The organism is Mesorhizobium sp. M1006 (genome assembly GCF_040318825.1).
In the GTDB taxonomy this organism is placed as follows: domain Bacteria; phylum Pseudomonadota; class Alphaproteobacteria; order Rhizobiales; family Rhizobiaceae; genus Mesorhizobium.
The window spans coordinates 17,958-41,918 of the sequence record NZ_JAMYMZ010000018.1; the positions used below are offsets into that span (position 1 = coordinate 17,958).

Below are 23,961 nucleotides of genomic sequence, written 5' to 3' on the forward strand. Positions count from 1 at the left end.
CGGAGGGCGAGCCGGTTGTTGCCAATACTTAGGCAAGGCGAGCGCTCTGCGCAAATCCCGCATGTTTGCCTTATGTTTGTACGCCGCCAATGGTCGAAGCGGCACGCGGTAAAGCCGCGCACCCTTTGTCCTGTCATTCATCGAGGGGCAGTCTCTTACCGCTTCAGCACGTCCGCCCATTCCGGATGGCGGCGGAACTGAGCATTGGCGAACGGGCAAAGCGGGATGATCGTCTTGCCCGCCGCACGTGCATCCTCGACGGCACGGGTGACGAGGCGAAGTCCCGCGCCCTGGCCGCGAAATGCATCCGGCACTTCGGTATGGTCGATGATGATCTGGTGCTCGCCGACCTTGGTGAAGGTCATCTCCGCCTCGGCGCCGCTCGGCCCACGCAGGAAGTAGCGGCCCTTCGAGCCGCGGTCCTCCAGCTCGATCTCCGGCAATAGGTCAGACATGGCTTGCGGTCCTTTCATCCGGCGCTACGGCGAACAACTGCCGCGCCGCCTCGATCTCGCTCGGCCGCACCTCATGGCCGCCGTCATGCCACTCGACTGTGACATCGGCACCATCGGCGCGCAAATAGGCTTCAAGCCGCGCCGTCAAATCAGGCGGACAGATCGGGTCTCGCCTGCCGGCGGTGACCAGGATGCGGCTGCCGTCAAGGCTGCCCTTGACCTCCGGCTCGAACGGGATCAGCGGATGCATCAGCACCGTTGAGTCGAACAGCGAGGGTTCGGCAAACAGCACCGAGGCCAGGATGTTGGCGCCGTTGGAATAACCGAGGCCTAGCACCAAAGATGGCTTTGCCGCCTCGACATGTGCCTTGACGAAGCCGGCCATCTTGTCCGTCGCTCGCGTGAGATCGCCCATGTCGTAAACGCCCTCGCCGGTACGGCGAAAGAAGCGTGCGGCGCCTTGTTCCGAGACATCGCCGCGCGGGCCGACGATCGTCGCTTGCGGCGCAAGATCGCGCCCAAGCGACAGAAGCTGATCCTCGTCACCGCCAGTGCCATGGAAGACGAAGAGCAACGGTCCGCCCAGCGAACCGGGCAGCACCTTGTGAATATACGAATCCTTGCTCATAACCCTGCCCTCAGTCTTCCAGTTTCTGCAGATGCTGCTCGAGATAGGGCCGCAAATGCTGGTGTTGCGACGGCAGTTTCAGCGCCTCGCCGAGATGGGCGGTATCCTCGTCGCGGTCGAAGCCCGGCTCGTTGGTGGCGACTTCGAACAGCACGCCCCCCGGTGTGCGGAAGTAGATCGCCCAGAAATAATCGCGGTCGATCACCGGCGTCACCTGATAACCTGTATCGAGGAGTGCCTTGCGCACTTCGATCTGCTTGACGCGGTTCTCGACGGCGAAAGCAACATGGTGGACCGAGCCGGCGCCGAGATTGGCGAAGCCGGCCCCTGGCAGCGATTCGATATGGACGACGTCGGCGCCGTTGCCGTTCTTCACCGCCAGCCGCCTGATGTTGCCGGACTTGTCGACCTCCTCATAACCCATGAATTTCAGCAGCTCTTCGGTGGCGCCGCCATCTTTCAGCCTGAGCGACACCGAGTGAAAGCCGCGGATCGCCACGTCGGTGGGAATGCCACCCTTGGCCCATGGCGCACGGTTGTCCGCTCTGTCTTCGACCAGCGCAAACCCGTCGCCGTCGGGACCGGCGAACGCAAGACGCTTCTCGCCGAACGTCTCCTCATGGGACAGCCCGGTGACGCCTTGGTCGGCAAACCGTTTCTCCCAATAGCCGAGCGTGCCCTCAGGCACCGAGTAAGCGGTGGTGCCGACCTCGCCAACGCCATGGCGGCCCTTGCCGATGTTTGGAAACGGGAAATAGGTCATCACCGAGCCGGGTGTGCCGACCTCGTCGCCGTAATAGAGGTGGTAGACATCGGGTGCGTCGAAATTGACGGTTTTCTTGACCCGCCGCAGACCGAGCGTCCCGGTGAAGAATTCATTGTTCTGGCGCGCATCGCTGGCCATCGAGGTGACGTGATGCAGGCCCTTGACCTGGTCGAGCATGTTTCTGCTCCTTTCCTTGTGCCGGTGCGGCCCTTGCCGCTGTCCACGCAAATATGAGCATCCGCCTCCTGGCCGCAAAGGCGGCAAACACAGAATGGACTGTGCTGTTAAAGTGAACGACGAAGCAGGTTTTGTTCACCATTCGGCAAACTGGACCGGCTTGCATACTCGCCGAAATTGCGCTCCATGAGCGACGCATGTAGCCAGCATGAGGATACAGCGGTTGAGTGGAAAACGCCCCAATATTCTCCTGATCACCTGCGACCAGTGGCGGGGCGACTGCCTGTCAGCTGCTGGCCACAAGGTGGTAAGGACACCGAATGCCGACGCGCTGGCTGCCGAGGGCGTTTTGTTCCAGAAGCACTATGGCGGCGCCGCACCTTGCTCGCCGGCGCGCGCCTGCCTCTACACCGGCCTCTACCAGATGAACAATCGTGTCTGCCGCAACGGCACACCGCTCGACGCCCGCCACGGCAACATAGCCCTCTGGGCACGCGCCCTCGGCTATGATCCGACGCTGTTCGGTTATACCGACATGGCGCGCGACCCGCGCACGCTGGCGCCTGGCGACCCGCAGCTGAAAAGCTATGAAGGCGTGCTGCCCGGCTTCACCGTGCGCCAGCTTCTGCCCGAGCACCAGAAGCCCTGGCTGTCATGGCTCAAGGCGCGCGGCGTCGATGCCGGCGCCGGCTCCCCCGCCATTCACCGCCCGGCGGGCGAAATCCTGGAAAACGACGGCGCGATCAGCAACGGTCCGCCAATCTATTCGAAGGACGAGACGCCGTCGGCCTTCCTGGCCGGCGAATTCATCCGCTGGCTCGGCGAGCAGGAGCGCGATGCCCCGTGGTTCGCGCATCTTTCCTTCATCAGCCCCCACCCGCCCTTCATCGTGCCGGCGCCTTACAACGCCATGTACAATCCGGCCATCGGTCCAGCTTTTGACCGCGCGGAAAGCTGGCAGGCCGAAGCAGCAAGCCACCCTTATCTCGCCTATGAACTTAGCCGGCAGGAACGGTCGAAATTCCGTCCCGGCTCGGAGGGCAAGGTGCGCGACTGGGGCGACGACAATTTTCGCCGCATCCGGGCGCTCTATTACGGCATGATCTCGGAGGTCGACGCGCAGCTTGGCCGTGTCTGGCAAGCGGTCAAGGCGGCCGATGCATGGGACGACACCGTCATCGTGCTGACCTCCGATCACGCCGAGATGATGGGCGATCATTTCATGCTGGGCAAGGGCGGCTTCTTCGACGGCAGCTTCCATATTCCGCTGGTCATTCGCGATCCGCGCCGCCACAAGGCGGCCGGCAGCAGTGTCGACCGCTTCACCGAGGCGGTCGATTTGGCACCCACCTTGGTCGAGCTCACTGGGCTCGAGCTCACTGGCGGCGAAGTCCTGCCGCATCTCGACGGCCGCTCGCTGGCGCCTTTCCTGGACGCAACGGAGCCGGACAATTGGCGCGATGCGGCGCATTGGGAGTTCGATTTCCGCTCGATTGCGGATGGTGATGCAGAACGCTATTTCGGCATCGGTCCGCGTCAGTGCAATCTCGCCGTCATCCGCACCCAAAAGTTCAAATATGTGAATTTCGGCGGCGGCCTGCCGCCCTTGCTCTTCGACCTGGAAAAAGATGCCGGCGAGCTGACCAACGTCGCTGACGACCCAGCCTATCTGCCGGTGCGGTTGGAATTTGCCGAGAAGTTGCTCGCCTGGCGGGCCGAGCATCTCGACCAATCTCTGGCGCTCGCCGAATTGACGGACAATGGCGTTGCCGGCCATGTCGCGGGCTTTCCCTCGACATAAACAAAGCCCGCGCCGTTGCCGGCGCGGGCTTCTCTGTCGGCCTGTGTGCTGCTTAGCGCATGATCATGCGCTGTTTGTCGCGATTTTGCGCATAGCTGGCCTTGTCATAGGGAGCCTGCGCCTCAAGCTGCTCCTTGGTGAAGTTCGTGTAGAGATAGCGCTTGCCGTTCTTGTCGGTCATGAATTTCAGGTTGTCCATGCCGACCGCCACCTCCTTCTCGCCGACGCCAAGGAAGCCGCCAACGTCGATGATGACTGCGTCGACCTTCTTGTCGCTGCCCAGAACGATATCGCCGATCTCGCCGACGTTGACATCGTTGGCGCCATAAACGGTGGTTCCAACCAGATCCTCGGCCCGGATTTCGCCCATCGGCATTTCGGTTAGCGTCGACTTGTCGATCGACCCGGTCTTGGTCTGGTCGGCCGTGGAATTAGCCGGAGGCGCCGCTGCCGGAGCGTTTTGAGCCGTCTTGCCGGCCTGGTCAGCGTTGTTAGTCGTTGCGGTGTTGTCGTTCGGCGCAGTGTTGCTGGCCATCACGGTGGGCGTGACGGTAGCAGGCGCATTGGCATCGTTCGACGCAGTGGTTGCCGGCGCCGGATCATAGGCCTTGCGGTTGAAGTCTGGCTGCGCCTGCAGCTCTTCCTTGGTCGTTTGCGCGACCAGCCAGCGATCGCCGTTCCTCTCGGCCCACTGCGCCTTGTCGAAGTCATAGGCGACGTTCTTTTCGCCGATGCCGAGGAAGCCGCCGACACCGATGATCAGCGATTGCGCCTTGGCTTCCTTGTTGATGACGATGTCGTTCACGTCACCGATGTTTTGGGCGTCGTCGCCGGTGCCGTTATAGACGGTCTCGCCGATGATATTGGTGGCGAGATTGCCTTCGGCGCGCTTCACTGGCTCAGCCGGCGCGGCAGGCGCCGGGGTTGTATTTTGCGCGCTGGTGGAAGGGGCGGCAGGCGCCGCATTATCCGCCGAAGCTGGTGGCGGAGTCGGATCGTAAGGCCTCCGGTCGAAATCCGGCTGAGCCGTCAACTCATCCTTCGTCGTTTGCGCTATCAGCCAACGGTCGCCATTTCTTTCGGCCCATTGCATCTTCTTGTAGTCGAAAACGACGTTCTTGGTTCCTATGCCAAGAAAACCGCCAACGCCGATGACGACGGATTTTACCTCGCCGCGCTCGTCGAAGACGACATCGGTGATCTTGCCGATATTCTCTGCATTGTCGCCGGTGCCGTTATAGACCGACTCGCCGATGATATTGGTGACAAGGCTGCCCTCGGCGCGTTGCACCGGAGCGGCTGGAGCGGAATTCTCTACGGCGGGTGGTTGCGCCGGCGCCGGGGTCGTCGCCGACTGCGCAAATGCACCCGTCGCAATCAATGTTGCGACTGCTGTCGTGGTTAAAAGGGTGCGGATCATCTTAGTGTCTCCTCGTCGGTGATTTCGTGCACGCCGTACCCGCCTGGCGTCACTGCGGGCGCAGCGTCTTCTGCATGTTCACAACGTTGTGACCACACTGTTGTTCCGAAAAAAGCCGTGGTGCACCCGGTGCGATGTCAATGGTTCTCGGATTCGCCGCGTTGGTCGAAAGGAACATTTTCTCGGCCGCCCCGTTCCACTCCCGGCTGGGGCTCCGTCCCGGCCCGATAGGTGCTGGAAAATGGAACGGCCATGCGGTTTGCAGCGGTGCTGAACAAGGACGGGGGCACCCTGCGCACCATCGATCTTGAGGCCTTCGCCAGTCGGATGCGCAGCACCCTTGAGAGTGCCGGCCACTCGATTGATATCGAAATCGTCGCCGGCAAGGATATCGTCGCCACGCTGGACGGCGTAGCTTCCAGGCGCGGCATCGACGTCCTGCTGGCTGGCGGCGGCGACGGCACCATTTCGGCCGCGGCAGCCCGTTTGATGAATGGGGAGAAGGCGCTGGCAATTCTGCCGGCTGGCACAATGAACCTTTTTGCGCGCGGCCTCGGTATCCCGCAGACCCTCGATGCGGCACTGAAATCGTTTGCCGACGGCGAGGTGATGGCAATTGACATTGCAACAGCCAACGGCCGGCCTTTCGTACATCAATTCTCGATCGGCATGCACGCCAAGATGGTGCAACTGCGCCAGAAGATGGAATTCGGCTCGCGGCTGGGGAAGATGCGTGCCTCGGTGCGGGCCGCTTGGGCAACGATCAACAACCCGCCGGCCATGAACGTAACGCTGACGGTCGGTGAGGCCGAGATCAGAACGCGGATCACCGGCATCGGCATCACCAACAATCTGTTCGGCGAGGGCCACCTGCCCTATGCCGATAATCCGGCAGGCGGCGTGCTGGGCATCTATGTCACCGTGGCAAGGCGGCGCGGCGAATTGATCAGGTTCCTCTTTGACGTCGCCCGTGGGAAATGGCGCGGCAACGAGCATGTCGAAATCCATCAGGCAAACCGCGCCGTTTTGAAAATCCATTCGACTAACAGGAAAGTTCAGGCCGTCATGGACGGCGAACTGGTAAAGCTCGATCGCGAGACGACCGTCGAAATCCATCCGCGCGCGTTGAATGTTCTCGTCCCGGCGCGCGCTGTCGAGGCAAAGGTTGCCTGACGTGGGATGCGTGATGTGGGGTTGCGTGATGCAAACTGGCGCGAGCGATGGAGAGAACCTAGCCGCTGGGCGTGTTGCCCTGTTCGGTCTTCGGCGTCTCGATCATCCAGCCGTAGATTTCGGCGACGCCCCAGGCGATAAAAGCCAGCAACAGCGCGGCGATCAGGATACGAAGGACATGCCGACCCCGCCGCCCTTGACGGGCTTTGTTTTCAGGAATGGTTTTTGGCATTGTCTGGCTCCATATTTGGCGCCGGCAGGCGTAACTGGCGGGGCGTTGGCTGGTAACGGTCCCCCGCCGCGAAAGTTCCGGCACTGCAAGGCGGCAGACGGGCCGGTTGGCCTGACCAATCAGCGGAGCCGGCCACCGGGGGCATAGTGGACGACAATAGCCAGAACACGCCGGGCCTGCCGGCCGATATTCGCCGTGTGGTGGGCGCCGCGGACCGTCTTGCCGTGCTGCACGGCCTCGACACGCTGGACGGGGCTGCCGACCCTGATTTCGATCGTATCGGCGGTCTTGCCGCTTCGGCGATGCAAACGTCTGTCGCACTGATCACGCTGGTCGATGCCGAGCGGCAGTGGTTCAAGTCCTGTATCGGCCTCGACGAGACCGAAATCGCAACCGAGACATCGTTCTGCGCCTATACCATCGCAGCCGGCGACGTGCCGATGGTGGTGGCCGACGCGGCGGCGGATCCGCGGTTCAAAGCCAATCCGCTGGTCACCGGCGAGCATCATATCCGCTTTTACGCAGGCGTGCCCATCGTAGTCGACGGCGCGCTGATCGGCACGCTGTGCGTGCTCGACCGGAAGCCGCACGCACGTCCCTCCTCTGTCCAGCTCGACCAGCTGTCGGCGCTGGCCGGCCTCGCCGCCAGCCTGTTCACGCTGAAGGATGCAACCCGCAGTGCGGCGATTGCCAAGGCAGCACTGGTTCGAGAGGAAAAGCGGCGCGCTATCGCGCTCGACGCGGCTTCGCTTGCCAGCTGGGCATGGGATATCCGCAGCGATATGATCGACTGCGATGTCCTGCTGTCCGAATTGTTCAACCTGCCGAAGTCGAACAGGCTGAGGGCGCGCGACATCCTGACCGCCATCGACCCGCGCGACGTTCACCAGACCGAAACACGCTTTCGCGACGCGCTGACCGGCAGCGACGATTATTTTGGCGAATACCGTGTCAAAGGCCTCGATCCGCCGCGATGGATCGCAACACGCGGCCGCGTCATAGAACGCGACGGCGATGGCAAGCCGACGCTGATCTTCGGCGTCAACTACGACATTACCGAACGCAAGCTTGGCGACGAACGTCAACGACTGTTGCTGCGCGAGCTCAATCACCGCGTCAAGAACACTTTGGCAACCGTACAGGCGCTGGCGACGCAGACCGTTCGCCATGCCCGCCAGCCAAGCGAATTCCTCGAAGCCTTCAGCGCCAGGCTGCAGGCACTGGGCGTTGCGCACAGCCTGCTGTCGGACCGCGAGTGGCGCGGCATCGGCATCCGCGAGCTGGTGGAGATCGAGCTAAAGCCGTTCCAAGCCGCCGGACAATCGCGCATGGCGATCTCCGGCGCCGATGTCCTGCTCTCACCCGACCAGGCAGTCGGGCTCGGGCTGATCCTGCATGAACTGGCAAGCAATGCACTGCAATACGGGTCGCTCTCGGTTTCCTCCGGAAAGGTCGATCTCGATTGGAGGGTACAAGGCAGGAAGGGCGCACGCCGTCTGTTGCTGGCCTGGCGCGAAAGCGGCGGCCCGCGGGTTGCGCCGCCCGAACGCCATGGCTTCGGCTCGATCCTGATCCGCCGCAGCCTGGCCAAGGTCATTTCCAGCGAGGTGATCCATGAATTCCGGCCGGACGGCGTGGTCGCGGAAATATCGATTCCGCTCGAAGATTTGTGATTTTGCGACCGGCGCCAGAATCGTTTGCCCCGAACTATCCCCTCCGAACTATTCACGTTTGCCGGTATCCGGATCATCGGAGCCGCGCTTCACGTTCTCGCGGTAGATGGCGTAGGCAGCGAGTGCTATCGCCGGGCCGAGAATCGCGCTCAGTCTGGCCTTTCCCGGGCCATCTTTGCCCTTGAGCAGCGCCGGCAGCACGGCGAGTGCCGCAGTGATGCCGATAGCCTTCATGTCAGCGTTGCGTCGCTTCGCCCGGCGCCTGGCGCGCGAGCCGGCCGACATCCGGTAGACGAGCAGGATGAGACCGGCGATTGCGAGAAAGCCGATCCCGAAGCTCAGGGAAGCTGCCATCGGCCCATAGCGGGCCGCCGTCCAGATATAGGCCGCCCCGACCAGGAAGCCGAGGCCGCACAGCGCTACGACCGCTGCGACCGAATAGACAATTGCAGCCACACGCGCGCGTTGCACCGCCGCAATGGTTTCGCCCGAGGCGAGGCCCGAGATCAGCGATGCAAGCATTCCCATGCGTGCAGAACTAGCGGCGCGCGAGAAGCGCGAAGAGGAACCCGACGCCGGCGGCGATCGCCAGCGACGTCACCGGCTTCTCGCGCATATGCGCTATCATCTGCGCCTCGATGTCCCTGGCGTTGCTGCGCAGGCTGTCGAAGGCTGCCTCGCCCTGGGTTCGCAACTGCTCGACGCTTTCGGCGGCGGCTCGCCGCGCTGCCCCGTAGCCATGTTCGCCAGTTTTGGCCAACAGCTTGGTAAGTTGGTCGATGTCGGCCTTCAGTTGTGCGATGTCGGCCTCAATATCGGAATTCGTGCGGGCTTCGTTCGCGGCCTTTCCTGCGGCAGTCGCCATTGCTTCACTCTCCATGCTTTTGCTCGGTCGAAACGCCCGACAGACCCCAAGGTTCCGGCACGAACCTCTTCTAACCCTATCTCCGGCAGCGCGCGTTGCAAATGCCTTGCATGGGCCGAGGCCGACGCATCCGCGCCAGCGCGTCTTTTTTAAATGACAGCATGCCAAATAACGATCATGACTTCCCCCGTTTCACGATCGAGACGAATTTAAGGAGATATTGCTGCGTGCGCGCATCACTCGACGGTTTGCGGATTCTTATCCTGGAAGATGAGTTCCTGATTGCCATGGATATCGAGCAGCTTTGCCGCGACTACGGCGCGCTCAATGTGGTCATCGCCCGTGATCTGACTGAGATCGAACAGCAAGACGTTGCCGCGCAGTTCGATGTGGCCATCGTCGACCTCATGCTGAGCGGCGTTTCGACGCTCCAATTTGCTTCGCGGCTGCGTGAAGCGGGCATCCCGTTCGTCTTTGCCTCGGGCTATTCGGATACGGACGAGATCAAGAAATCCTTTCCCGGCGTCAGACTGGTCACCAAGCCCTATTCGGGAGACGATCTCGTCGAGGCAGTGGCGGCGGCCTGCAGGCGAACGCCTCTCCGCTGAGGCGCGGAGCGGTTCGAACACGCCGCGCTTCACGCAGCCGTCGACCCGGTTACCTGAGCCGAAATTGCGTCCGGGCCATACTCGTCTTCACCGGAGATCTTCAGAATTTCCTGCAGCCGTGTGCGGGCGCGGCTGACGCGGCTCTTGATCGTTCCGACGGCGCAGCCGCAGATCTCGGCCGCTTCCTCGTAGGAGAAGCCCGACGCGCCGATGAGGATAATGGCTTCGCGCTGGTCTTCTGGCAGCAATTCGAGCGCGCCGCGAAAGTCCTCGAGGTCAAGTTGGCCGTGCTGGGCCGGGTGAACGGCAAGCCTGGCCGTCATGACGCCATCGCTGTCCTGCACCTCGCGGCCGCGCTTGCGCATCTGCGAATAGAATTCGTTGCGCAAGATCGTGAACAGCCATGCCTTCAGATTGGTGCCGGGCTGGAAGCTTTCATGCTTGTCCCATGCCTTGACCAATGTTTCCTGCACCAGGTCGTCGGCCTTGTCGGCGTTTTGCGTCAGCGACACGGCAAAAGCCCGCAGGCTCGGGATCGAGCCGAGCAAGTCGGTCTTGAAGCCCTGGGAGACGGCCGCCATGCCTCAGTCCTTCTTTTGTACAGGTTCGGCTTTTTCCAACTGGCTGAGCAGTTGGGCGAAGCGATCCGGCACATTGTCGGAGACCAGCTCGTCGTAGTATTGTTTGAGTTTGCGGCCGATTTCCGAGTTCGGCCCAAGCGGGTCGCGGGAAGCAGCCCGGCGCCCGTTGCCAACGCCACCCATGGTAGCTTTCGTCATGTTCTTCATTTCGCCCTTTTGTCCCAGCCTTAAGCCGCCCTTCAACACATAACGCAAGGCAAGCGGCAGCCTCGTCTGGTTGCCCAACCCGCCCCTAAACGCCAGCCCATATATTTAGTTCCGCATGATCGGAACTTTTTCGCAGAACCCGCGTTTTCAACTCTGGGCTTGCGAACCGTTTTTTAGCTGTAACATGCAATCACGTCATATGAGGGAGACGTCCAATATGAGCCTATCAGCAACCATCGCTCCGCACCTGCCGTTCCTGCGTCGCTTCTCGCGCGCAGTATCCGGATCGCAGGAGAGCGGCGACGCGCTGGTCGCCGCAATGCTCGAGGCCATCATTGCCGATGTCGACATCTTTCCGAACGCATCGAACGACCGCATCGCGCTCTACAAGGTCTTTGCCAAGCTCTTCACCTCAGTGGCCATTCGCGTTCCGCAGGAGCATGCCCAGTCGGCATGGGAACAGCGTGCCGCGGCCAATCTGAATGCAATTGCGCCTCGCCCCCGCCAAGCCTTTCTGCTGGTGGCGGTCGAAGGCTTCAGCGAAGACGAGGCGGCGGAGATTCTCGACGTCGACGAACAGGAATTCTCCGAACTCCTCGCGCAGGCGAGCAACGAGATCTCCCGTCAGGTGGCAACCGACGTGCTGATCATCGAGGATGAGCCGCTGATCGCCATGGACATCGAGGAAATGGTCGAAAGCCTCGGCCACCGCGTCGTCGGAACGGCGCGCACCCACGCCGAGGCGGTGGCGATGTTCGGCAAGGCGCGGCCAAAGATGGTGCTTGCCGATATCCAGCTTGCCGACGGAAGTTCGGGCATAGCGGCCGTGAATGAGATCCTGTCGTCGACCTCGGTACCGGTGATCTTCATCACCGCCTTTCCCGAGCGCCTGCTCACCGGCGAGCGGCCGGAACCGGCATTCCTGGTTACCAAGCCGTTCAATCCGGACATGGTCAAGGCTCTTATCAGCCAGGCCCTGTTCTTTGACCGGCACGCGAAAGCCGCGGCATGAAACAGCGGGCGGCCGAACTGCGGCCGCCGAGACAGCCGCTCCCCAGGATCAGAGGGGAGTGACGCCGGCTCAATTCACTGGCAACCAACTGGGGCAACCAACTGGACCTTTCCACACACCGCGGCAATTCGGGCCCTGAAGATTTTCAGCATCGTCTTTTTCGGAAAATGGTGGAACAAACGGAGGCGAATCACGTTTTCACCGCAGCATTGGAAGGAGATCGATCATGCTTTACTGGGCGCTCGTATTTCTCGTCGTGGCGATCATCGCCGGTGCGCTTGGTTTCGGCGGCATCGCTGGCACCTCGGCCGGCATAGCGCAGATATTGTTCTTCATCTTTCTCGCCTTCCTGATCATATCGCTTATTGCCGGCCTGATCAGACGAGCGTGAATGCCAAGCGGCCATTCAAGCGAACACTGGAAGCCGCACCCCTCAAACGGTTTCCAGCCACCGCCGGGCAGTGTCCTCCAACGGGATGCCGCTCGGCGGACCGCTTTTTAAGGTTTGATACGAACCTCCTCCTTTTGGACCCATTTTTCCGCGAACCGTTCAGCCCGACATGGGTTGAGCAAATTGACCGATGCGTTCCAGAGTCGGAAAAATGAAAGACCGCGGCCAGAGTGATGAGATCATCGCTTTGCATCCCGCCGAAAGCGGGATGCAGCTTGGTCGGGCCCTTCTCCATGCACTGCACAATGCCGGGATTTCCGTCCTGTACCAGGATCGCGAGATGAAGACGGTGTGGGCGCGCAACATGCGCGCGCCCTGGACTTCCGATGCCTCCGACAACAACGGCATCTTGCCGCCGGCGCAGGCAGAGCGTATCGGCGCCGCCAAGCACGACGTCATCGTCTCCGGCAATCCTCAACATCTTGAGCTCAGTGTGCCGGCCGATGACGGCGCCCGCTGGTTTCAGGTGTGGATAGACGCCGACCGCAGCGAGACCGGCGCGGTGCAGGGCGTCGTGACCACCATGGTCGAAACAACCGAGCAGAAACGCCGGGAGCAGACGTTGAAGGCGCTGCTGCGCGAAGTCAGTCATCGCTCCAAGAACCTTTTGGCCATCATCCAGAGCATCGCCACCCAGACGGGCCGTTATTCCGGCAGCATTGACGATTTCCTGACGCGCTTCCGGGGCCGATTGCAGTCGCTGGCCTCCTCGCAGGATTTGGTTACGTCATCCAACTGGCGGGGAGCGGCGCTGCGCGAGCTGGTTTCCGGTCAGGTCGGCAGGTACGGCGCGGATCCCTTGCACAGCCTACGTTTCCGCGGCGCAAATCCATATCTCAACCCCAATGCCGCCTTGCACATCGGCTTGGCCATGCATGAGCTCGCCGTCAATTCGGTCAGCTATGGCGCACTGTCGCGCAGCGACGGTTTCGTCGAGGTGACGGCCGATCTGACGGCAGCTTCCGCTGGCGAGCCTGCGCTGTCGCTGACATGGGCCGAAGTGATCGGAGCCAACGACAATCAGCGCAGTGAGAAGCGTTTTGGCAGCGTCGCGCTCGAACGCGTCGTGCCCACTTCATTGAATGGAACGGCGACCCTTGAGATCACCGGGAACCGCCTCGAATACCGCCTTGTCGTTCCTCACGGTAATTTCGAGACGGATTAACGAGCGGCGGTCGCCGCGCGAAGGCTTGCTGCGCATCGCCATCTTTAACCGACTGTTCACCATAAAGTCCGATCCTGTGCGAACGTGCCGATCCGCCGGATTGAGTTTGGCACAAAGTGAAGGGATGGGCGTTGACGGCTGCAGACGTGAACAGACTGGAACAGGCCGCTCGCGTCTCGATGGGCGGTTTTCAGGATCCCGACGCGCCCGCAACGCCCGCGCCTCGTGCTTCGCCCCTGCGCTTCGCCGCCGTCGCGCTTATGGCCGCGATCGTCCTGACCGCCGCGTCCCAACTGATCTGAATCGAACTCGCCTCTGCTTGATCGCTTTGAAACCACTGCCCGAGTGCTCGGCCGTGCCCGTTCGCGGTCGCTGACCTGCAGGGCCAGGCCCAACATGTCGGCGCCAGATGCCTTGCCGTCGATCCGGCGCTCGAGAACGACCATGACAGGATCGTCTGGAACGTGCGCCCCAACGGCACGCTCGATGCGTCCTTGGAGATTTCCGGGTTCGTGGTAGCATCGAACGGCGCACGCCCCGAAAAAGACTATCTTAATCAACAATGAAATCGTGCGGGCAAAGGCCGTACTTTCATGCTAAATGGCGGCTGGAGCTTATTAAAGTGAGGACAAAAGTGAGGATGACTCCATGCGGAAGATGATTATTGCCATGGTTGCCGTGGTTGCGGTCAGCGGCTGCACCACCACGGAAGAGAACGTGGGTATCGGCACTGTGGGCGGCGCGCTCATTGGTGGCGCTGTCGGCGGCGGCAAGGGCGCTTTGATCGGCGCCGGCGCTGGTGCGATTGGCGGTCTGCTCGTTCGCCGGCTGCAAAATGGCTACTGCCAATACAGAGATCGTCACGGCCGGATTTACACAGCTCGCTGCAACTAGTTTCGAGCTCCAGGCGAACAGCAAACGCGGAGGCAGGCCACCTGTCTCCGCGTTTGCTCTTTAAAGCGCTGTTGCGATGCGGCCCACGAGACGGCGTTTCAGGCCGGCAGCGGAACCTTGATTTCCACGTTCAAGCCATCTTCGCGAAAATCGCGCCTGATTGTGCCACGCAATTCGCGCGTGACGTTGAGATCGATCAGTCTGGTGCCAAAACCACTCTTTGCCGGTCTCTCAAGCTTCTTCTGACCGGCCTCGCGCCAGTTGAGAGCCAATGTCCGGGTGCCGCTACGGGCTTCGAGCGACCAGTCGACCTTCAGCGCACCGACTGAATTGCCGGCTTCGCCATGCTTCAGCGCATTCGTCGCCAGTTCGTGAAAGACGAGGCCGAGTGCCTGCGTCGTCTTTTCATCGAGAAGAATCTGCGGTCCCGACAGCAGCCCTTCAGGAAGCTCGCTGCCGAACACCTGGCCTAGCTCGATGCGCAGCAGGTCGCCGAGATCGGCTTTCTGCCAGCGTGAGCGCGTCAGCATGTCCTGGGAAGCCGCCATCGCCTGCAGCCGGGCCGAGAAAGAAGCCGAGAATTCCTGGACGTCGGTGGTGTGCGATGCTGTCTGGCGCGCGATTGCCAGCACCCGCGTGATCGAGTTCTTGATGCGATGCTTCATCTCCTGCAGCATCAGGTCTTTTTCCAGCAGGCTCTTTTCGGTCGTTTCGTGAAGCAGCGAGACCGCCTCATAGGCCCGCTCCTGATAGCGGGCCACCAGCGCGATGGCGCCCGCAAGCAGCAGTCCGAACAATCCGAGCATCACCGGGATGGCGCGCGAGGAAGGTTGCGAGAAAGCACTTGTCGGCCTGAACAGGACGACCCACGGCCGGCCGGCGACGGTGACCTTGCGGGTGACCAGCAGCCTGTCGCCGAGGCTCGAAACAGGCGGCGTTTCCGATTGGAACAGCAGGTTGTCGCTGTCCACCGTGCCGTCATAGATCTCGGTGTTGACCGGCAGCAATGGTGCCCGGCTGAGCGCAGCCTGGAACAGATCACGGGCGCGGAAGGCCGCATAAAGGAAGCCGGCAGTCGAGGATCTCGTCGCGTTCACGGCGTCCGGCGCGGTTTCGACATTGAGCCGGACGAAGACGAGGAACCCGGTAAAGGTCTGCGCGGCACCCGTATCCTTGCCGAACTGCACGAGCCCGCTGGCGTGCTGCTGGTCGTCGGCCATCGCCTTTTCGATCGCCTCGCGCCGCGCCGGCCCGGTGAACATGTCGTAGCCGATGCTGGATTTGTTGGACGGATCCAGCGGTTCGAACAGCACGATGGGCGTACGCCACGGTAAGTTCGTGTCGGGATAGATCGGATGGCTTGCGCCGTGATCGTGCAGGATGTCGCGCTCGACCGCCGCCTCGTTGCCAGTTTTCGCCAGGCGGAGGAAACCGATGCCGCGCAGGCCGGCGAAATTATTGTCGACGTCGAGCGCGTTGAAGAAAGCCTTGAACTCGCCCTGCGAGATACCGCCATTGCGTGCGTCGAACAGCGCCCGGGTCGAACGCAGCAGCGACAGGTCCAGGTCGATGCGGCTTTCGATCCGGTTAAGCGCGTCGTCTGCCGTCGCCTCGAATTTAATGCGGGCCGCCTCCTGGGTGGCAAAATAGGCAAAACCCGCCATCGTCAGGCTGATCAGCGCGACGGCGATAAAAGCGACGGTCGGAAAAAGCTTCTTCAATTGCTGATACGTCCCGTGGACGGTTCGGCATCTTTATGGGCAAGTCCTGACGCCAACACAATGGCGAGGCCAAAGCATGGTGACGGCTGGCACATTTTGGCGGCGTGTGATTAGCCGGCTAATTCTCGTTCATGCGGCGATCTTCAGCGCGCCCGGCCCCGGAATGGCGCGGGGTGGGCACTTGCCGAGGATGATCATGCCGAGCACCTCGTCCTGGGTGACGTCGGTTGTGCGCGCCGTTCCGACAACCCGACCGTTCTTCATGACGCAGACACGGTCGGCAAGCTCGAACACGTCGTGAATATCATGGCTGATCAGGAAGATGCCGATGCCGTCGGCCTTGAGCTGCCTGACCAGTTCGCCGACCTGCGCCGTCTCTTGCGGCCCGAGTGCAGCCGTCGGCTCGTCCATGATCAGGATGCGAGCATTGAACAGGATGGCGCGGGCGATCGCCACCGACTGCCGCTGGCCGCCCGAAAGCTTTACCACCGGCTCCTTGAAGCGTTGGAAACGCGGATTGAGCCTGCCCATCACTTTGCGCGCCTCGGCCTCCATGGCGACGTCGTCGAGCGTTCCCCAGCCGGTCATCAGCTCGCGGCCGAGAAACAGGTTGGCGGCCGCATCGACATTGTCGGCCAGCGCCAGCGTCTGGTAGATCGTCTCGATGCCGTACTTCTTGGCGTCGCGGGGATTGGAGATCGAAGCCTCCTCGCCGTTGACCAAAATCTGGCCCGCATCGCGCTTGTAGGCGCCGGACAGGATTTTTATCAACGTCGATTTGCCGGCACCGTTGTGACCGAGCAAAGCCATCACCTCGCCCGGGAAAAGGTCGACAGAGGCATCGTCGACGGCGCGAATGCCGCCGAAAGCGATGGAGATGTTGCGCATGTCGATCAGCGGCGTGCCCGTGGGAGCGGTTTTGTCTGCCATGATCGTTCCTCCTCCCTACACACGTTTGCGATAGACGGTATCGAGCCACACCGCGAGCACCAGCACGGCGCCGACAACGATGCTCTGCAGCGGTGAATCGATGCCGAGCAGCACCATGCCGGACTGCAGCGACTGCATCAAAAGCGCGCCGAGCATGGCGCCGAGCACTGTGCCGGAGCCGCCGGCGAGCGACGTGCCGCCGATCACCGCCGCCGCGATGACCAGCAGCTCGTCCAACGTGCCCAGCGCATTGGTCGACGAGTTCTGCCTGGCTGACGAGATCGCCGCGGCGATCGTCGCCAGCACGCCCATGATCATGAACACCTTCATGGTCACCCAGCGCGTGTTGATACCGGCAAGGTTGGCTGCTTCCGGATTGCCGCCGATGGCGAAGACATAGCGGCCGAAACGGGTACGCTTGGCGATGAAGGTCATGATCAGCCCTACGGCTACAGCCATCAGCACGGGTATGGCGATGCCATGGGCGATGAACAGCCCGCCTTCGGGAACCGTTATATTGTTGGCCGCCGCATATCTGTTCACGATGCCGACCGGCCAAGGATAGGAATTGGCAAGCCATATGGCGCCCATGATGGCAGCGCAGGTGAGGACACCGAGGAACGTCTCGGCCCAGATCGGGCGCAACGGAAAGCGGAACCGCTTGCGCTGCACCCGCCCGTTGAGCAGCATGAACACAACCGCTAGGCACGCGACAATTCCGACGATCCAGCTCCATCGCGCGCCGATCGAACCCGCCGGCCCGCCCCCCATCAGCTGGAAAGTGGCATCAAGCGGCGCAATCGTCTGACCGCTGGCGACCCACCATGCGGCACCCCGCCAGACCAGAAGGCCGCCCAGCGTCACGATGAAGGCCGGCACCTCGAGATAAGCGATGATGTATCCCTGGAACGCTCCGATCAGAAGGCCAAGCGCCAGGCCGATGGCCAGTGCCAGGATCCAGATCCAGGGATTGCCTAATTGCAGACCGATCATTCGCACCAGGAAATGCACCTGCGCAAAGCCCATGACCACGCCGATCAGACCTTCGGCGGAACCGACCGACAGGTCGATATTGCGCATGACGATAACCAGCACCATTCCGGCGGCCATTATGGCCACGGCGGAAGTCTGCACCGACAGGTTCCAGAGATTGCGTGGCGTCAGGAAGGTCCGGCTGTCGAAGTCGAACGGATTGACGCCGAGCCGTACGCTGGAAATGACATGCAGGCCGACCCAGATGACCAGCAGCGCGCCGACCATGCCGAGCATGCGCGTGTCGAGTTCGGTTGCCTTGAGAAATCGGGCAACGATGCCGAGCTCGGATTCCCGTGCCCGGTCTGCCGTGCTGTCGACCGGCGTGTTGGACGTCGTGTCGGTCATGATGTTTCTCCCGCCGGGTTGCCGTCTGCCGCGGATGCCGGAAGCAGCCTAGAAGTTATCCGCCGGAAGCGGAAAAACAACTCTTGTTGAAAAACGCCGCGGCGAGCGGCCGCGGCGTTCGGACTTCTCGGAAACGTCGGCTCAGTTGCAGACTGCAACAGTGCCAGCCGTCACGCCGGCGCAGACCTCTTCTTTCTTGATCCAGCCGGCGTCGATGACGACGTTGAGGTTGTCCTTGGTGATGGCGACCGGGGTCAGGAACAGCGACTTGACGGTATTGCCGCCGGGCGTGGTGAAATCCTTCACGCCGGCAATGTCGGTCATCTGCTTGCCGTCGGCCAGCTGCGAGGCGATCTCGGCGGCATTCTTGCCGAGCTCGCGCGCATCCTTCCACACCGACACGGTCTGTGTGCCGAGCGCGATGCGGTTCAGCGCGGCGTGGTCGCCGTCCTGGCCCGAAACCGGAACCGATCCGGCCAGCCCTTGCGCTGTCAGCGCGGCGACGACGCCGCCGGCAGTGCCGTCATTGGCCGCGACCACGGCATCGACCTTGTTGTCGTTGGCGGTCAGGAACTGTTCCATGTTCTTCTGAGCGTTGGCCGGCAGCCAGCCGTCGGTATAGGCCTCGCCGACATTCTTGATCTTGCCGCTGTCTATTGCCGCCTTCAGCACCTCCATCGAACCGGCAAACAGGAAATCGGCATTCGGATCGGAACCCGAACCCTTGATGAAGACATAGTTGCCTTCCGGCTTCACCTTGAAGACTTCCCGGGCCTGCATGCGGCCGACTTCCTTGTTGTCGAAGGTCAGGTAAAAGACGTCCTTGTTCTCGATCAGCCGGTCGTAGCCGACAACCGGAATACCTTCGTCCAGCGCCTTTTGCACGGCCGGCCCGATGGCCGAGGCGTCCTGCGCCAGGATGATCAGTGCGTTGGCGCCCTGCGAGATCAGGCTCTCGACGTCGGTGAGCTGCTTGCCGGGGTTGGACTGTGCGTCGGCGGAAATATACTTGTCGCCTGCGGCCTCGATGGCCGCCTTCATTGCGGCCTCGTCGGTCTTCCAGCGCTCTTCCTGGAAGTTCGACCAGGAAACGCCGATGACCTTGTCTTTAGCCTGCGCCACCGACGCCAGCGCCAGCGTCATGGCGACACTCGCCAGAATGGCGGTCGTGAATTTCTTCATCATATCCTCCCTGCGCCGCGTACGGCGTGACCAATTGGCTCAAAGACCAGCTTAGAAGCTCTAATTTTTTCGAGCCTCGAAAAAATACTGGTCCGATCTCCGGCTGCTGTCAACATCGATTCTGATGGATTTTGATGACTCTGCGAGTTTTTTCGAGCGTCGGAATAAACGATGACAGCGCCACCTGCATCTGACACTATTTGCCTCATCCGACACTATTTGTCGGACATTACCGACGGCTTCCGGTTCATGAGCGGCCGCGGCAACCGGGAGGAAAGCAAAACAATGTCGGTCGGAATCCGCCATGACGATTTGCGCCGGCGCAACCGGGCGATGGTGATCTCGGCGGTGCGCCGGGCCGGCCAGCCATCGCGTACTGAGATCGCAGCTACCACCGGCCTCAGTCATTCGACCATATCGGCGATTTCTTCCGACCTGATACGGGAAGGCATCCTCGCCGAGAGCAAGCCAAGTGAGCCCGTTTCGTTGAAACGCGGTCGTCCGCAAGTCGGCCTCGCCCTCAACCCGGAAGCGGCGGCGGTGCTGACCGTGGTGTTGTCGCTGAATTTCCTTTCGGCCGCCATTATCGACTACACGGGACAGGTGGTCGCCGAGGAACAGCGCCGGCTGGACACGCTGACTATGCCGCGCGACGAGCTGATCCGTGAATGCATGGCCATCGTCCGGCGCCGGCTGCAGGATCCAGATCTTGACGTCCGCAGTGTCGCCCGCATCGCCCTGGCGATTCAGGGCATTACCGACTCCCCTGCACGCGCCATGCTGTGGTCGCCGATCACGCCGCAGACCGACATCGCCTTTGCCGACATGCTGGAGGACGAATTCGGCATCCCGGCAACGGTGGAGAACGACTGCAACATGATGGCGGTGGCTTTGCGCTGGCGCAATCCGGATCGCTATCGCGATGACTTCATCGCCATCCTGCTTTCGCATGGCATCGGCATGGGGCTGGTGCTGAAGGGCGAACTGTTCACCGGGACGCATTCCTCGGGCGGCGAATTTGGCCACATGATCCATCGTCCGGGCGGCGCGCTCTGCCGTTGCGGGCGGCGCGGCTGCATCGAGGCGTATGCCGGCAACTACGCCATCTGGCGCAACGCCAGGCAGATGAGCGAAGACAGCGAACCGGTCGCCGACGTCAGCGACGCCGACATGCGCGCACTGGCGGCCCGGGCGCGCGAGAAAGATGGGCCGGAACGCGAGGCCTACCGCAAGGCCGGCGAAGCGCTGGGTTTCGGTCTCGGCTCGCTGTTCGCGCTGATCGATCCGGCACCGGTCGCGATGGTCGGCGCCAGTGCCGCCGCCTTCGATCTGATCGAGCCGGCCTTGCGGAAGGCAATCGCCCAGACCGCCGGCGGCCAGCATTCAGGCTCGATCTCCTTCGATACAGAGCCGAACGAATTGCCTCTGATCCGCGAAGGCTGCGCGATGCGGGCGTTAAGCTTCGTCGACCAGGAGATTTTCGCGCCGGGCGCGCAAATGAGGCCCAGCGTCAGAAAGAACGTAGCCTGACCAGGCGGGTCAATCTTCCCTGATCGCATAGCCGGCGCCGCGGATGGTGCGGATGACATCCGGCATCCGGCCGTTGTTGACGGCTTTGCGCAGCCGCCCGACATGCACGTCGACGGTGCGTTCGTCGATGTAGATTGTCTCCCCCCAGACATTATCGAGTAACTGGCTGCGCGAGAAGACACGGCCCGGATGCCGCATCATGAACTCGAGCAGCCGGAATTCGGTCGGCCCGAGCCTGATTTCGCTCTTCTTGCGATAGACCCTGTGCGATTCGCGATCGAGCACGATGTCGCCGACCTTCAGCACGCTGGACAGCACTTCCGGCTTGGCGCGCCGCAGCAGCGCCTTGACCCTGGCCATGAATTCCGGTGTCGAAAACGGCTTGACCAGATAGTCGTCGGCGCCGGTCGAAAGACCGCGCACCCGGTCGCTCTCCTCGCCGCGCGCGGTCAGCATGATGATCGGCAGCCGCTCGGTTTCGGGGCGCACCCGCAACCGACGACAGAGCTCGATGCCGGAAACCGCTGGTATCATCCAGTCGAGCACCAAAAGGTCGGGCACATTCTCCTGCAAACGGATCTCGGCTTCGTCGCCGCGTGTCACCACCTCGACCTGGTAGCCTTCGGATTCGAGATTGTAGCGGAGCAGCACACCCAACGGCTCCTCGTCCTCCACCACCATTATGCGTGGTGCGATCATCGGCTGGGCACCCCCATCATGTCACCGGTGCGGACATTGTCGTTTCGTCCTGCTTCGGACGATTGACCGGCAATTGCTCGCCGGTCAGCACATAATACGCATTTTCGGCGATGTTGGTGACATGGTCGCCGATCCGCTCCAGATTCTTGGCGCAGAACAGCAGGTGCGTGCAAGCGGTGATGTTGCGCGGATCTTCCATCATGTAGGTCAACAGCTCGCGGAACACGGACGTGTATTTAACGTCGATGCGCTCGTCGGCGGCACGAAGCTTGGCCAACGCGGCCGCATCGCCTGCAGCATATTCCTCGATGACACCCTGCACCTGGATGAGAACCAGCTGCGCCATCGCGTCGATGGAATGCGACAGGTCCCGCGGCGTGGCGCTGAGGCCGACCGCACTCACGCGCTTGGCGATATTCTTGGCAAGGTCGCCGATGCGTTCGAGGTCGCCCGCCATGCGGATCGCTCCGACCACATGGCGAAGATCGTGGGCCATCGGCTGGCGTTTGGCGATCAGGGTGATGGCGCGGTCGTCCAGTTCGCGTTGACGCGCATCCATGATGGCGTCGTCGGAAACGACGCGTTGCGCCAGCACGTTGTCGGAATTCAACAGCGCCTTGGTTGCCCCGCCGACCATCGAACCGGCGAGGTCGGCCATGTCGCGGATCAGCTTGCTGATCTGCTCGAGATCCTCGTCGAAAGAAGCGACTGTGTGTTCGCCCATGGTCCTGTCCTCATATGCATGATCGGAACGGCTCAGCCGAAGCGGCCAGTGATGTAGTCCTGCGTGCGCTTCTCGCGGGGCGACGTGAATATCTTCTCGGTCCGGTCGAACTCGACCAGTTCACCCAGATACATGAACGCCGTCTGGCGCGACACGCGCGCCGCCTGCTGCATGTTGTGGGTGACGATGACGATCGTGTAGTCGGCTTGCAATTCGTCGATCAGTTCCTCGATCTTGGCAGTCGACAGCGGGTCGAGCGCCGAAGCCGGTTCGTCGAGCAGAATGACTTCCGGCTTCACCGCCACGGTGCGGGCGATACAGAGCCGCTGCTGCTGGCCGCCGGACAGGCTCAAGCCGCTGGCGTTGAGCTTGTCCTTGACCTCGCTCCACAGCGCGGCGCGCTTCAACGCCTGTTCGACGCGGCCGTCCATCTCGGACTTGCCGAGGTTCTCGTAGAGCCTGACGCCGAAGGCGATGTTCTCGTAGATCGACATCGGGAACGGCGTCGGCTTCTGGAACACCATGCCGATCTTGGTCCTGAGGAGGTTGAGATCCTGCGACCGGTCGAGAATGTTCTTGCCGTCGAGCAGCACCTGGCCCTCGGCCGTCTGTTTTGGGTAGAGCTCATAGATGCGGTTGAACACACGCAGCAGCGTCGATTTCCCGCAGCCCGAAGGGCCGATGAAGGCCGTGACGCTGCGCTCGGGCAGCGACAGGCTGATGTCCTTCAGCGCCTTGCTCTGGCCGTAGTAGAAGTTGAGGTTCTTGACCTCGATCTTCGTCTTCTCGGCGACCGTTTCGGCCATCGTCATGTCTGGGGACAACATCTGTGTCATCTGTCCTCTCTGCGTCCGGTAAGGCTGCGGGCGAGGATGCTCAAGCCCAGAACCGTCAGGGTGATTATGAGTGCGCCGGTCCACGCCAGTTGCTGCCATTCCTCGTAAGGGCTGAGAGCGAACTGGAAGATGGTCACCGGCAGGCTGGCCATCGGCGCGTTGATATTGCTGCTCCAGAACTGGTTGTTGAGCGCGGTGAAGAGCAGCGGCGCCGTCTCGCCGGAAATGCGTGCTATCGCCAGCAATATGCCGGTGACGATGCCGGACAATGCGGCGCGGTAGGCGACCGAACGGATCACCACCCAGCGTGGCGCGCCGATCGCGGCACCGGCTTCACGCAACGCGTTCGGCACCAGGTTGAGCATGTCTTCAGTGGTGCGCACGACCACCGGAATGACCAGGATGGCAAGCGCAACGGCGCCGGCAATGGCCGAGAAATGTCCCATTGGCCGCACCATCAGCTCATAGACAAACAAGCCTATGATGATCGACGGCGCCGACAACAGGATGTCGTTGATGAAGCGGACGACGGTGGTGATGCGCGAAAAGCGTCCATACTCGGCCATGTAGGTTCCCGCCAGCACGCCGATCGGCGTGCCGACGACAACGGCGATGATCGTCATCAGCAGGCTGCCCGTGATGGCATTGAGCAAGCCGCCGGCCTCGCCCGGTGGTGGCGTCATCTCGGTGAAGACCGCGAGCGAAAGCCCGGCTGTGCCCTTATAGACCAACGCGCCGAGAATGAGCGCCAGCCAGGCAAGCCCGATGCCGGCGGCGACGACGCAAAGCGCCATCATCACCGAATTCCTGGCTTTGCGGCGGCTGTGGAGCGATGAGGATGTCGACATCGG

27 protein-coding genes are annotated in these 23,961 nt (G+C 62.0%); 10 read left to right on the forward strand and 17 right to left on the reverse strand.

Annotated elements, in window-relative coordinates; translation table 11 throughout:
* Positions 1-155: 155 nt before the first annotated feature.
* The 3 genes from NKH60_RS18495 to NKH60_RS18505 are packed head-to-tail and all read right to left on the reverse strand — an operon-like array spanning position 156 to position 2,026.
* Positions 156-455, reverse strand: a complete 300-nt coding sequence (locus tag NKH60_RS18495; RefSeq protein ID WP_352451160.1) for a GNAT family N-acetyltransferase — start codon at positions 453-455, stop codon at positions 156-158.
* Positions 448-1,083: an alpha/beta hydrolase gene (locus tag NKH60_RS18500; protein WP_352821307.1), complete on the reverse strand. Its 636-nt coding sequence runs from the start codon at positions 1,081-1,083 to the stop codon at positions 448-450. The genes NKH60_RS18495 and NKH60_RS18500 overlap by 8 nt, the downstream gene beginning before the upstream one ends.
* 10 nt (positions 1,084-1,093) lie before the next feature.
* The gene (locus NKH60_RS18505) at positions 1,094-2,026 is read right to left on the reverse strand and encodes a VOC family protein (RefSeq protein WP_352831431.1); all 933 of its coding nucleotides are present in this window, start codon (positions 2,024-2,026) and stop codon (positions 1,094-1,096) included.
* Positions 2,027-2,234: 208 nt separating this feature from the next.
* Here NKH60_RS18505 and NKH60_RS18510 point away from each other — a divergent pair, with 208 nt between their 5' ends.
* On the forward strand, positions 2,235-3,827 hold the full coding sequence (locus NKH60_RS18510; protein ID WP_352831429.1) for an alkaline phosphatase family protein: 1,593 nt from the start codon (positions 2,235-2,237) through the stop codon (positions 3,825-3,827).
* Positions 3,828-3,879: 52 nt separating this feature from the next.
* On the opposite strand, the gene NKH60_RS18515 is transcribed toward NKH60_RS18510, so the two are convergent.
* Entirely contained in the window at positions 3,880-5,247 is a 1,368-nt protein-coding gene (locus NKH60_RS18515) for a PRC-barrel domain-containing protein (protein ID WP_352540232.1), read from the reverse strand.
* 252 nt (positions 5,248-5,499) lie between these two features.
* Here NKH60_RS18515 and NKH60_RS18520 point away from each other — a divergent pair, with 252 nt between their 5' ends.
* Positions 5,500-6,420 (forward strand): diacylglycerol/lipid kinase family protein, encoded by a 921-nt coding sequence (locus NKH60_RS18520; RefSeq protein ID WP_352821302.1) that lies wholly within the window; start codon positions 5,500-5,502, stop codon positions 6,418-6,420.
* 58 nt (positions 6,421-6,478) lie between these two features.
* Here the strand turns inward: NKH60_RS18520 and NKH60_RS18525 are convergent, their stop codons facing one another.
* On the reverse strand, positions 6,479-6,652 hold the full coding sequence (locus NKH60_RS18525) for a hypothetical protein (protein ID WP_292659198.1): 174 nt from the start codon (positions 6,650-6,652) through the stop codon (positions 6,479-6,481).
* Positions 6,653-6,798: 146 nt separating this feature from the next.
* Between NKH60_RS18525 and NKH60_RS18530 the strand changes: the two genes are divergently transcribed.
* On the forward strand, positions 6,799-8,325 hold the full coding sequence (locus tag NKH60_RS18530; RefSeq protein ID WP_352613535.1) for a sensor histidine kinase: 1,527 nt from the start codon (positions 6,799-6,801) through the stop codon (positions 8,323-8,325).
* A 48-nt stretch (positions 8,326-8,373) separates the two neighbouring features.
* Here the strand turns inward: NKH60_RS18530 and NKH60_RS18535 are convergent, their stop codons facing one another.
* Together NKH60_RS18535 and NKH60_RS18540 are read right to left on the reverse strand one after the other, a co-directional pair.
* Positions 8,374-8,853, reverse strand: coding sequence for a hypothetical protein (locus tag NKH60_RS18535; protein ID WP_352540234.1), 480 nt, complete (start codon positions 8,851-8,853; stop codon positions 8,374-8,376).
* A gap of 10 nt (positions 8,854-8,863) precedes the next feature.
* Positions 8,864-9,190, reverse strand: a complete 327-nt coding sequence (locus tag NKH60_RS18540; RefSeq protein ID WP_023678546.1) for an ElaB/YgaM/YqjD family protein — start codon at positions 9,188-9,190, stop codon at positions 8,864-8,866.
* 110 nt (positions 9,191-9,300) lie between these two features.
* Here NKH60_RS18540 and NKH60_RS18545 point away from each other — a divergent pair, with 110 nt between their 5' ends.
* Entirely contained in the window at positions 9,301-9,798 is a 498-nt protein-coding gene (locus NKH60_RS18545; protein WP_352821300.1) for a response regulator, read from the forward strand.
* Between the two features lie 29 nt (positions 9,799-9,827).
* Here NKH60_RS18545 and NKH60_RS18550 read toward each other — a convergent pair whose 3' ends face one another.
* Together NKH60_RS18550 and NKH60_RS18555 are read right to left on the reverse strand one after the other, a co-directional pair.
* A complete protein-coding gene (locus tag NKH60_RS18550; protein WP_023678544.1) occupies positions 9,828-10,379 on the reverse strand; it encodes a sigma-70 family RNA polymerase sigma factor in 552 nt (183 codons plus the stop codon).
* A gap of 3 nt (positions 10,380-10,382) precedes the next feature.
* Positions 10,383-10,586 carry a NepR family anti-sigma factor gene (locus tag NKH60_RS18555; protein WP_023678543.1) on the reverse strand — a complete coding sequence of 68 codons (204 nt, stop codon included), beginning with the start codon at positions 10,584-10,586 and terminating at the stop codon, positions 10,383-10,385.
* A 217-nt stretch (positions 10,587-10,803) separates the two neighbouring features.
* Between NKH60_RS18555 and NKH60_RS18560 the strand changes: the two genes are divergently transcribed.
* The 5 genes from NKH60_RS18560 to NKH60_RS18580 all read left to right on the forward strand — a co-directional run bounded on the left by NKH60_RS18560 (position 10,804) and on the right by NKH60_RS18580 (position 14,108).
* Entirely contained in the window at positions 10,804-11,598 is a 795-nt protein-coding gene (locus tag NKH60_RS18560; RefSeq protein WP_352471123.1) for a response regulator, read from the forward strand.
* 226 nt (positions 11,599-11,824) lie between these two features.
* On the forward strand, positions 11,825-11,989 hold the full coding sequence (locus NKH60_RS18565; protein WP_023678541.1) for a DUF1328 domain-containing protein: 165 nt from the start codon (positions 11,825-11,827) through the stop codon (positions 11,987-11,989).
* A 190-nt stretch (positions 11,990-12,179) separates the two neighbouring features.
* Positions 12,180-13,214, forward strand: a complete 1,035-nt coding sequence (locus NKH60_RS18570) for a sensor histidine kinase (protein WP_352451150.1) — start codon at positions 12,180-12,182, stop codon at positions 13,212-13,214.
* Positions 13,215-13,345: 131 nt separating this feature from the next.
* Complete coding sequence (locus NKH60_RS18575) at positions 13,346-13,516, forward strand: hypothetical protein (protein WP_352685923.1); 171 nt, start codon at positions 13,346-13,348, stop codon at positions 13,514-13,516.
* Positions 13,517-13,862: 346 nt separating this feature from the next.
* Complete coding sequence (locus NKH60_RS18580) at positions 13,863-14,108, forward strand: YMGG-like glycine zipper-containing protein (RefSeq protein WP_006328050.1); 246 nt, start codon at positions 13,863-13,865, stop codon at positions 14,106-14,108.
* Between the two features lie 98 nt (positions 14,109-14,206).
* Here NKH60_RS18580 and NKH60_RS18585 read toward each other — a convergent pair whose 3' ends face one another.
* The 4 genes from NKH60_RS18585 to xylF form a co-directional block, all read right to left on the reverse strand.
* Complete coding sequence (locus tag NKH60_RS18585) at positions 14,207-15,829, reverse strand: CHASE domain-containing protein (protein WP_352821298.1); 1,623 nt, start codon at positions 15,827-15,829, stop codon at positions 14,207-14,209.
* Positions 15,830-15,958: 129 nt separating this feature from the next.
* A complete protein-coding gene (locus tag NKH60_RS18590) occupies positions 15,959-16,759 on the reverse strand; it encodes an ATP-binding cassette domain-containing protein (RefSeq protein WP_352831427.1) in 801 nt (266 codons plus the stop codon).
* Between the two features lie 15 nt (positions 16,760-16,774).
* The gene (locus tag NKH60_RS18595) at positions 16,775-18,139 is read right to left on the reverse strand and encodes a sugar ABC transporter permease (protein ID WP_352821295.1); all 1,365 of its coding nucleotides are present in this window, start codon (positions 18,137-18,139) and stop codon (positions 16,775-16,777) included.
* Positions 18,140-18,280: 141 nt separating this feature from the next.
* Entirely contained in the window at positions 18,281-19,321 is a 1,041-nt protein-coding gene (gene xylF / locus NKH60_RS18600; RefSeq protein WP_352872882.1) for a D-xylose ABC transporter substrate-binding protein, read from the reverse strand.
* 285 nt (positions 19,322-19,606) lie between these two features.
* Between xylF and NKH60_RS18605 the strand changes: the two genes are divergently transcribed.
* Positions 19,607-20,851 (forward strand): ROK family protein, encoded by a 1,245-nt coding sequence (locus NKH60_RS18605; protein ID WP_352685931.1) that lies wholly within the window; start codon positions 19,607-19,609, stop codon positions 20,849-20,851.
* 9 nt (positions 20,852-20,860) lie between these two features.
* Here NKH60_RS18605 and phoB read toward each other — a convergent pair whose 3' ends face one another.
* Genes phoB through pstA form a run of 4 tightly spaced genes read right to left on the reverse strand, consistent with a single transcriptional unit; the run spans position 20,861 to position 23,958 of the window.
* Entirely contained in the window at positions 20,861-21,550 is a 690-nt protein-coding gene (gene phoB, locus NKH60_RS18610; RefSeq protein ID WP_031212149.1) for a phosphate regulon transcriptional regulator PhoB, read from the reverse strand.
* Positions 21,551-21,566: 16 nt separating this feature from the next.
* Positions 21,567-22,274, reverse strand: a complete 708-nt coding sequence (phoU, locus tag NKH60_RS18615; RefSeq protein WP_023678534.1) for a phosphate signaling complex protein PhoU — start codon at positions 22,272-22,274, stop codon at positions 21,567-21,569.
* Positions 22,275-22,306: 32 nt separating this feature from the next.
* Positions 22,307-23,110 (reverse strand): phosphate ABC transporter ATP-binding protein PstB, encoded by an 804-nt coding sequence (gene pstB, locus NKH60_RS18620; protein WP_352451144.1) that lies wholly within the window; start codon positions 23,108-23,110, stop codon positions 22,307-22,309.
* On the reverse strand, positions 23,107-23,958 hold the full coding sequence (pstA, locus tag NKH60_RS18625) for a phosphate ABC transporter permease PstA (protein ID WP_352613520.1): 852 nt from the start codon (positions 23,956-23,958) through the stop codon (positions 23,107-23,109). The genes pstB and pstA overlap by 4 nt, the downstream gene beginning before the upstream one ends.
* Between the last annotated feature and the right edge of the window lie 3 nt (positions 23,959-23,961).

Excerpts from the sequence above, each read along its gene's own strand:
- xylF (WP_352872882.1), bottom strand. The coding sequence starts at position 19,321 with ATGAAGAAATTCACGACCGCCATTCTGGCGAGTGTCGCCATGACGCTG.
- NKH60_RS18580 (WP_006328050.1), top strand. The coding sequence starts at position 13,863 with ATGCGGAAGATGATTATTGCCATGGTTGCCGTGGTTGCGGTCAGCGGC.
- NKH60_RS18500 (WP_352821307.1), bottom strand. The coding sequence starts at position 1,083 with ATGAGCAAGGATTCGTATATTCACAAGGTGCTGCCCGGTTCGCTGGGC.
- NKH60_RS18570 (WP_352451150.1), top strand. The coding sequence starts at position 12,180 with ATGCGTTCCAGAGTCGGAAAAATGAAAGACCGCGGCCAGAGTGATGAG.
- NKH60_RS18540 (WP_023678546.1), bottom strand. The coding sequence starts at position 9,190 with ATGGCGACTGCCGCAGGAAAGGCCGCGAACGAAGCCCGCACGAATTCC.
- NKH60_RS18590 (WP_352831427.1), bottom strand. The coding sequence starts at position 16,759 with ATGGCAGACAAAACCGCTCCCACGGGCACGCCGCTGATCGACATGCGC.
- NKH60_RS18495 (WP_352451160.1), bottom strand. The coding sequence starts at position 455 with ATGTCTGACCTATTGCCGGAGATCGAGCTGGAGGACCGCGGCTCGAAG.
- NKH60_RS18555 (WP_023678543.1), bottom strand. The coding sequence starts at position 10,586 with ATGAAGAACATGACGAAAGCTACCATGGGTGGCGTTGGCAACGGGCGC.
- NKH60_RS18605 (WP_352685931.1), top strand. The coding sequence starts at position 19,607 with ATGTCGGTCGGAATCCGCCATGACGATTTGCGCCGGCGCAACCGGGCG.
- NKH60_RS18515 (WP_352540232.1), bottom strand. The coding sequence starts at position 5,247 with ATGATCCGCACCCTTTTAACCACGACAGCAGTCGCAACATTGATTGCG.
- phoU (WP_023678534.1), bottom strand. The coding sequence starts at position 22,274 with ATGGGCGAACACACAGTCGCTTCTTTCGACGAGGATCTCGAGCAGATC.
- NKH60_RS18520 (WP_352821302.1), top strand. The coding sequence starts at position 5,500 with ATGCGGTTTGCAGCGGTGCTGAACAAGGACGGGGGCACCCTGCGCACC.
- NKH60_RS18545 (WP_352821300.1), top strand. The coding sequence starts at position 9,301 with ATGGGCCGAGGCCGACGCATCCGCGCCAGCGCGTCTTTTTTAAATGAC.
- NKH60_RS18560 (WP_352471123.1), top strand. The coding sequence starts at position 10,804 with ATGAGCCTATCAGCAACCATCGCTCCGCACCTGCCGTTCCTGCGTCGC.
- NKH60_RS18535 (WP_352540234.1), bottom strand. The coding sequence starts at position 8,853 with ATGGGAATGCTTGCATCGCTGATCTCGGGCCTCGCCTCGGGCGAAACC.
- pstB (WP_352451144.1), bottom strand. The coding sequence starts at position 23,110 with ATGACACAGATGTTGTCCCCAGACATGACGATGGCCGAAACGGTCGCC.
- pstA (WP_352613520.1), bottom strand. The coding sequence starts at position 23,958 with ATGTCGACATCCTCATCGCTCCACAGCCGCCGCAAAGCCAGGAATTCG.
- NKH60_RS18510 (WP_352831429.1), top strand. The coding sequence starts at position 2,235 with ATGAGGATACAGCGGTTGAGTGGAAAACGCCCCAATATTCTCCTGATC.
- NKH60_RS18550 (WP_023678544.1), bottom strand. The coding sequence starts at position 10,379 with ATGGCGGCCGTCTCCCAGGGCTTCAAGACCGACTTGCTCGGCTCGATC.
- NKH60_RS18525 (WP_292659198.1), bottom strand. The coding sequence starts at position 6,652 with ATGCCAAAAACCATTCCTGAAAACAAAGCCCGTCAAGGGCGGCGGGGT.
- NKH60_RS18595 (WP_352821295.1), bottom strand. The coding sequence starts at position 18,139 with ATGACCGACACGACGTCCAACACGCCGGTCGACAGCACGGCAGACCGG.
- phoB (WP_031212149.1), bottom strand. The coding sequence starts at position 21,550 with ATGATCGCACCACGCATAATGGTGGTGGAGGACGAGGAGCCGTTGGGT.
- NKH60_RS18505 (WP_352831431.1), bottom strand. The coding sequence starts at position 2,026 with ATGCTCGACCAGGTCAAGGGCCTGCATCACGTCACCTCGATGGCCAGC.
- NKH60_RS18565 (WP_023678541.1), top strand. The coding sequence starts at position 11,825 with ATGCTTTACTGGGCGCTCGTATTTCTCGTCGTGGCGATCATCGCCGGT.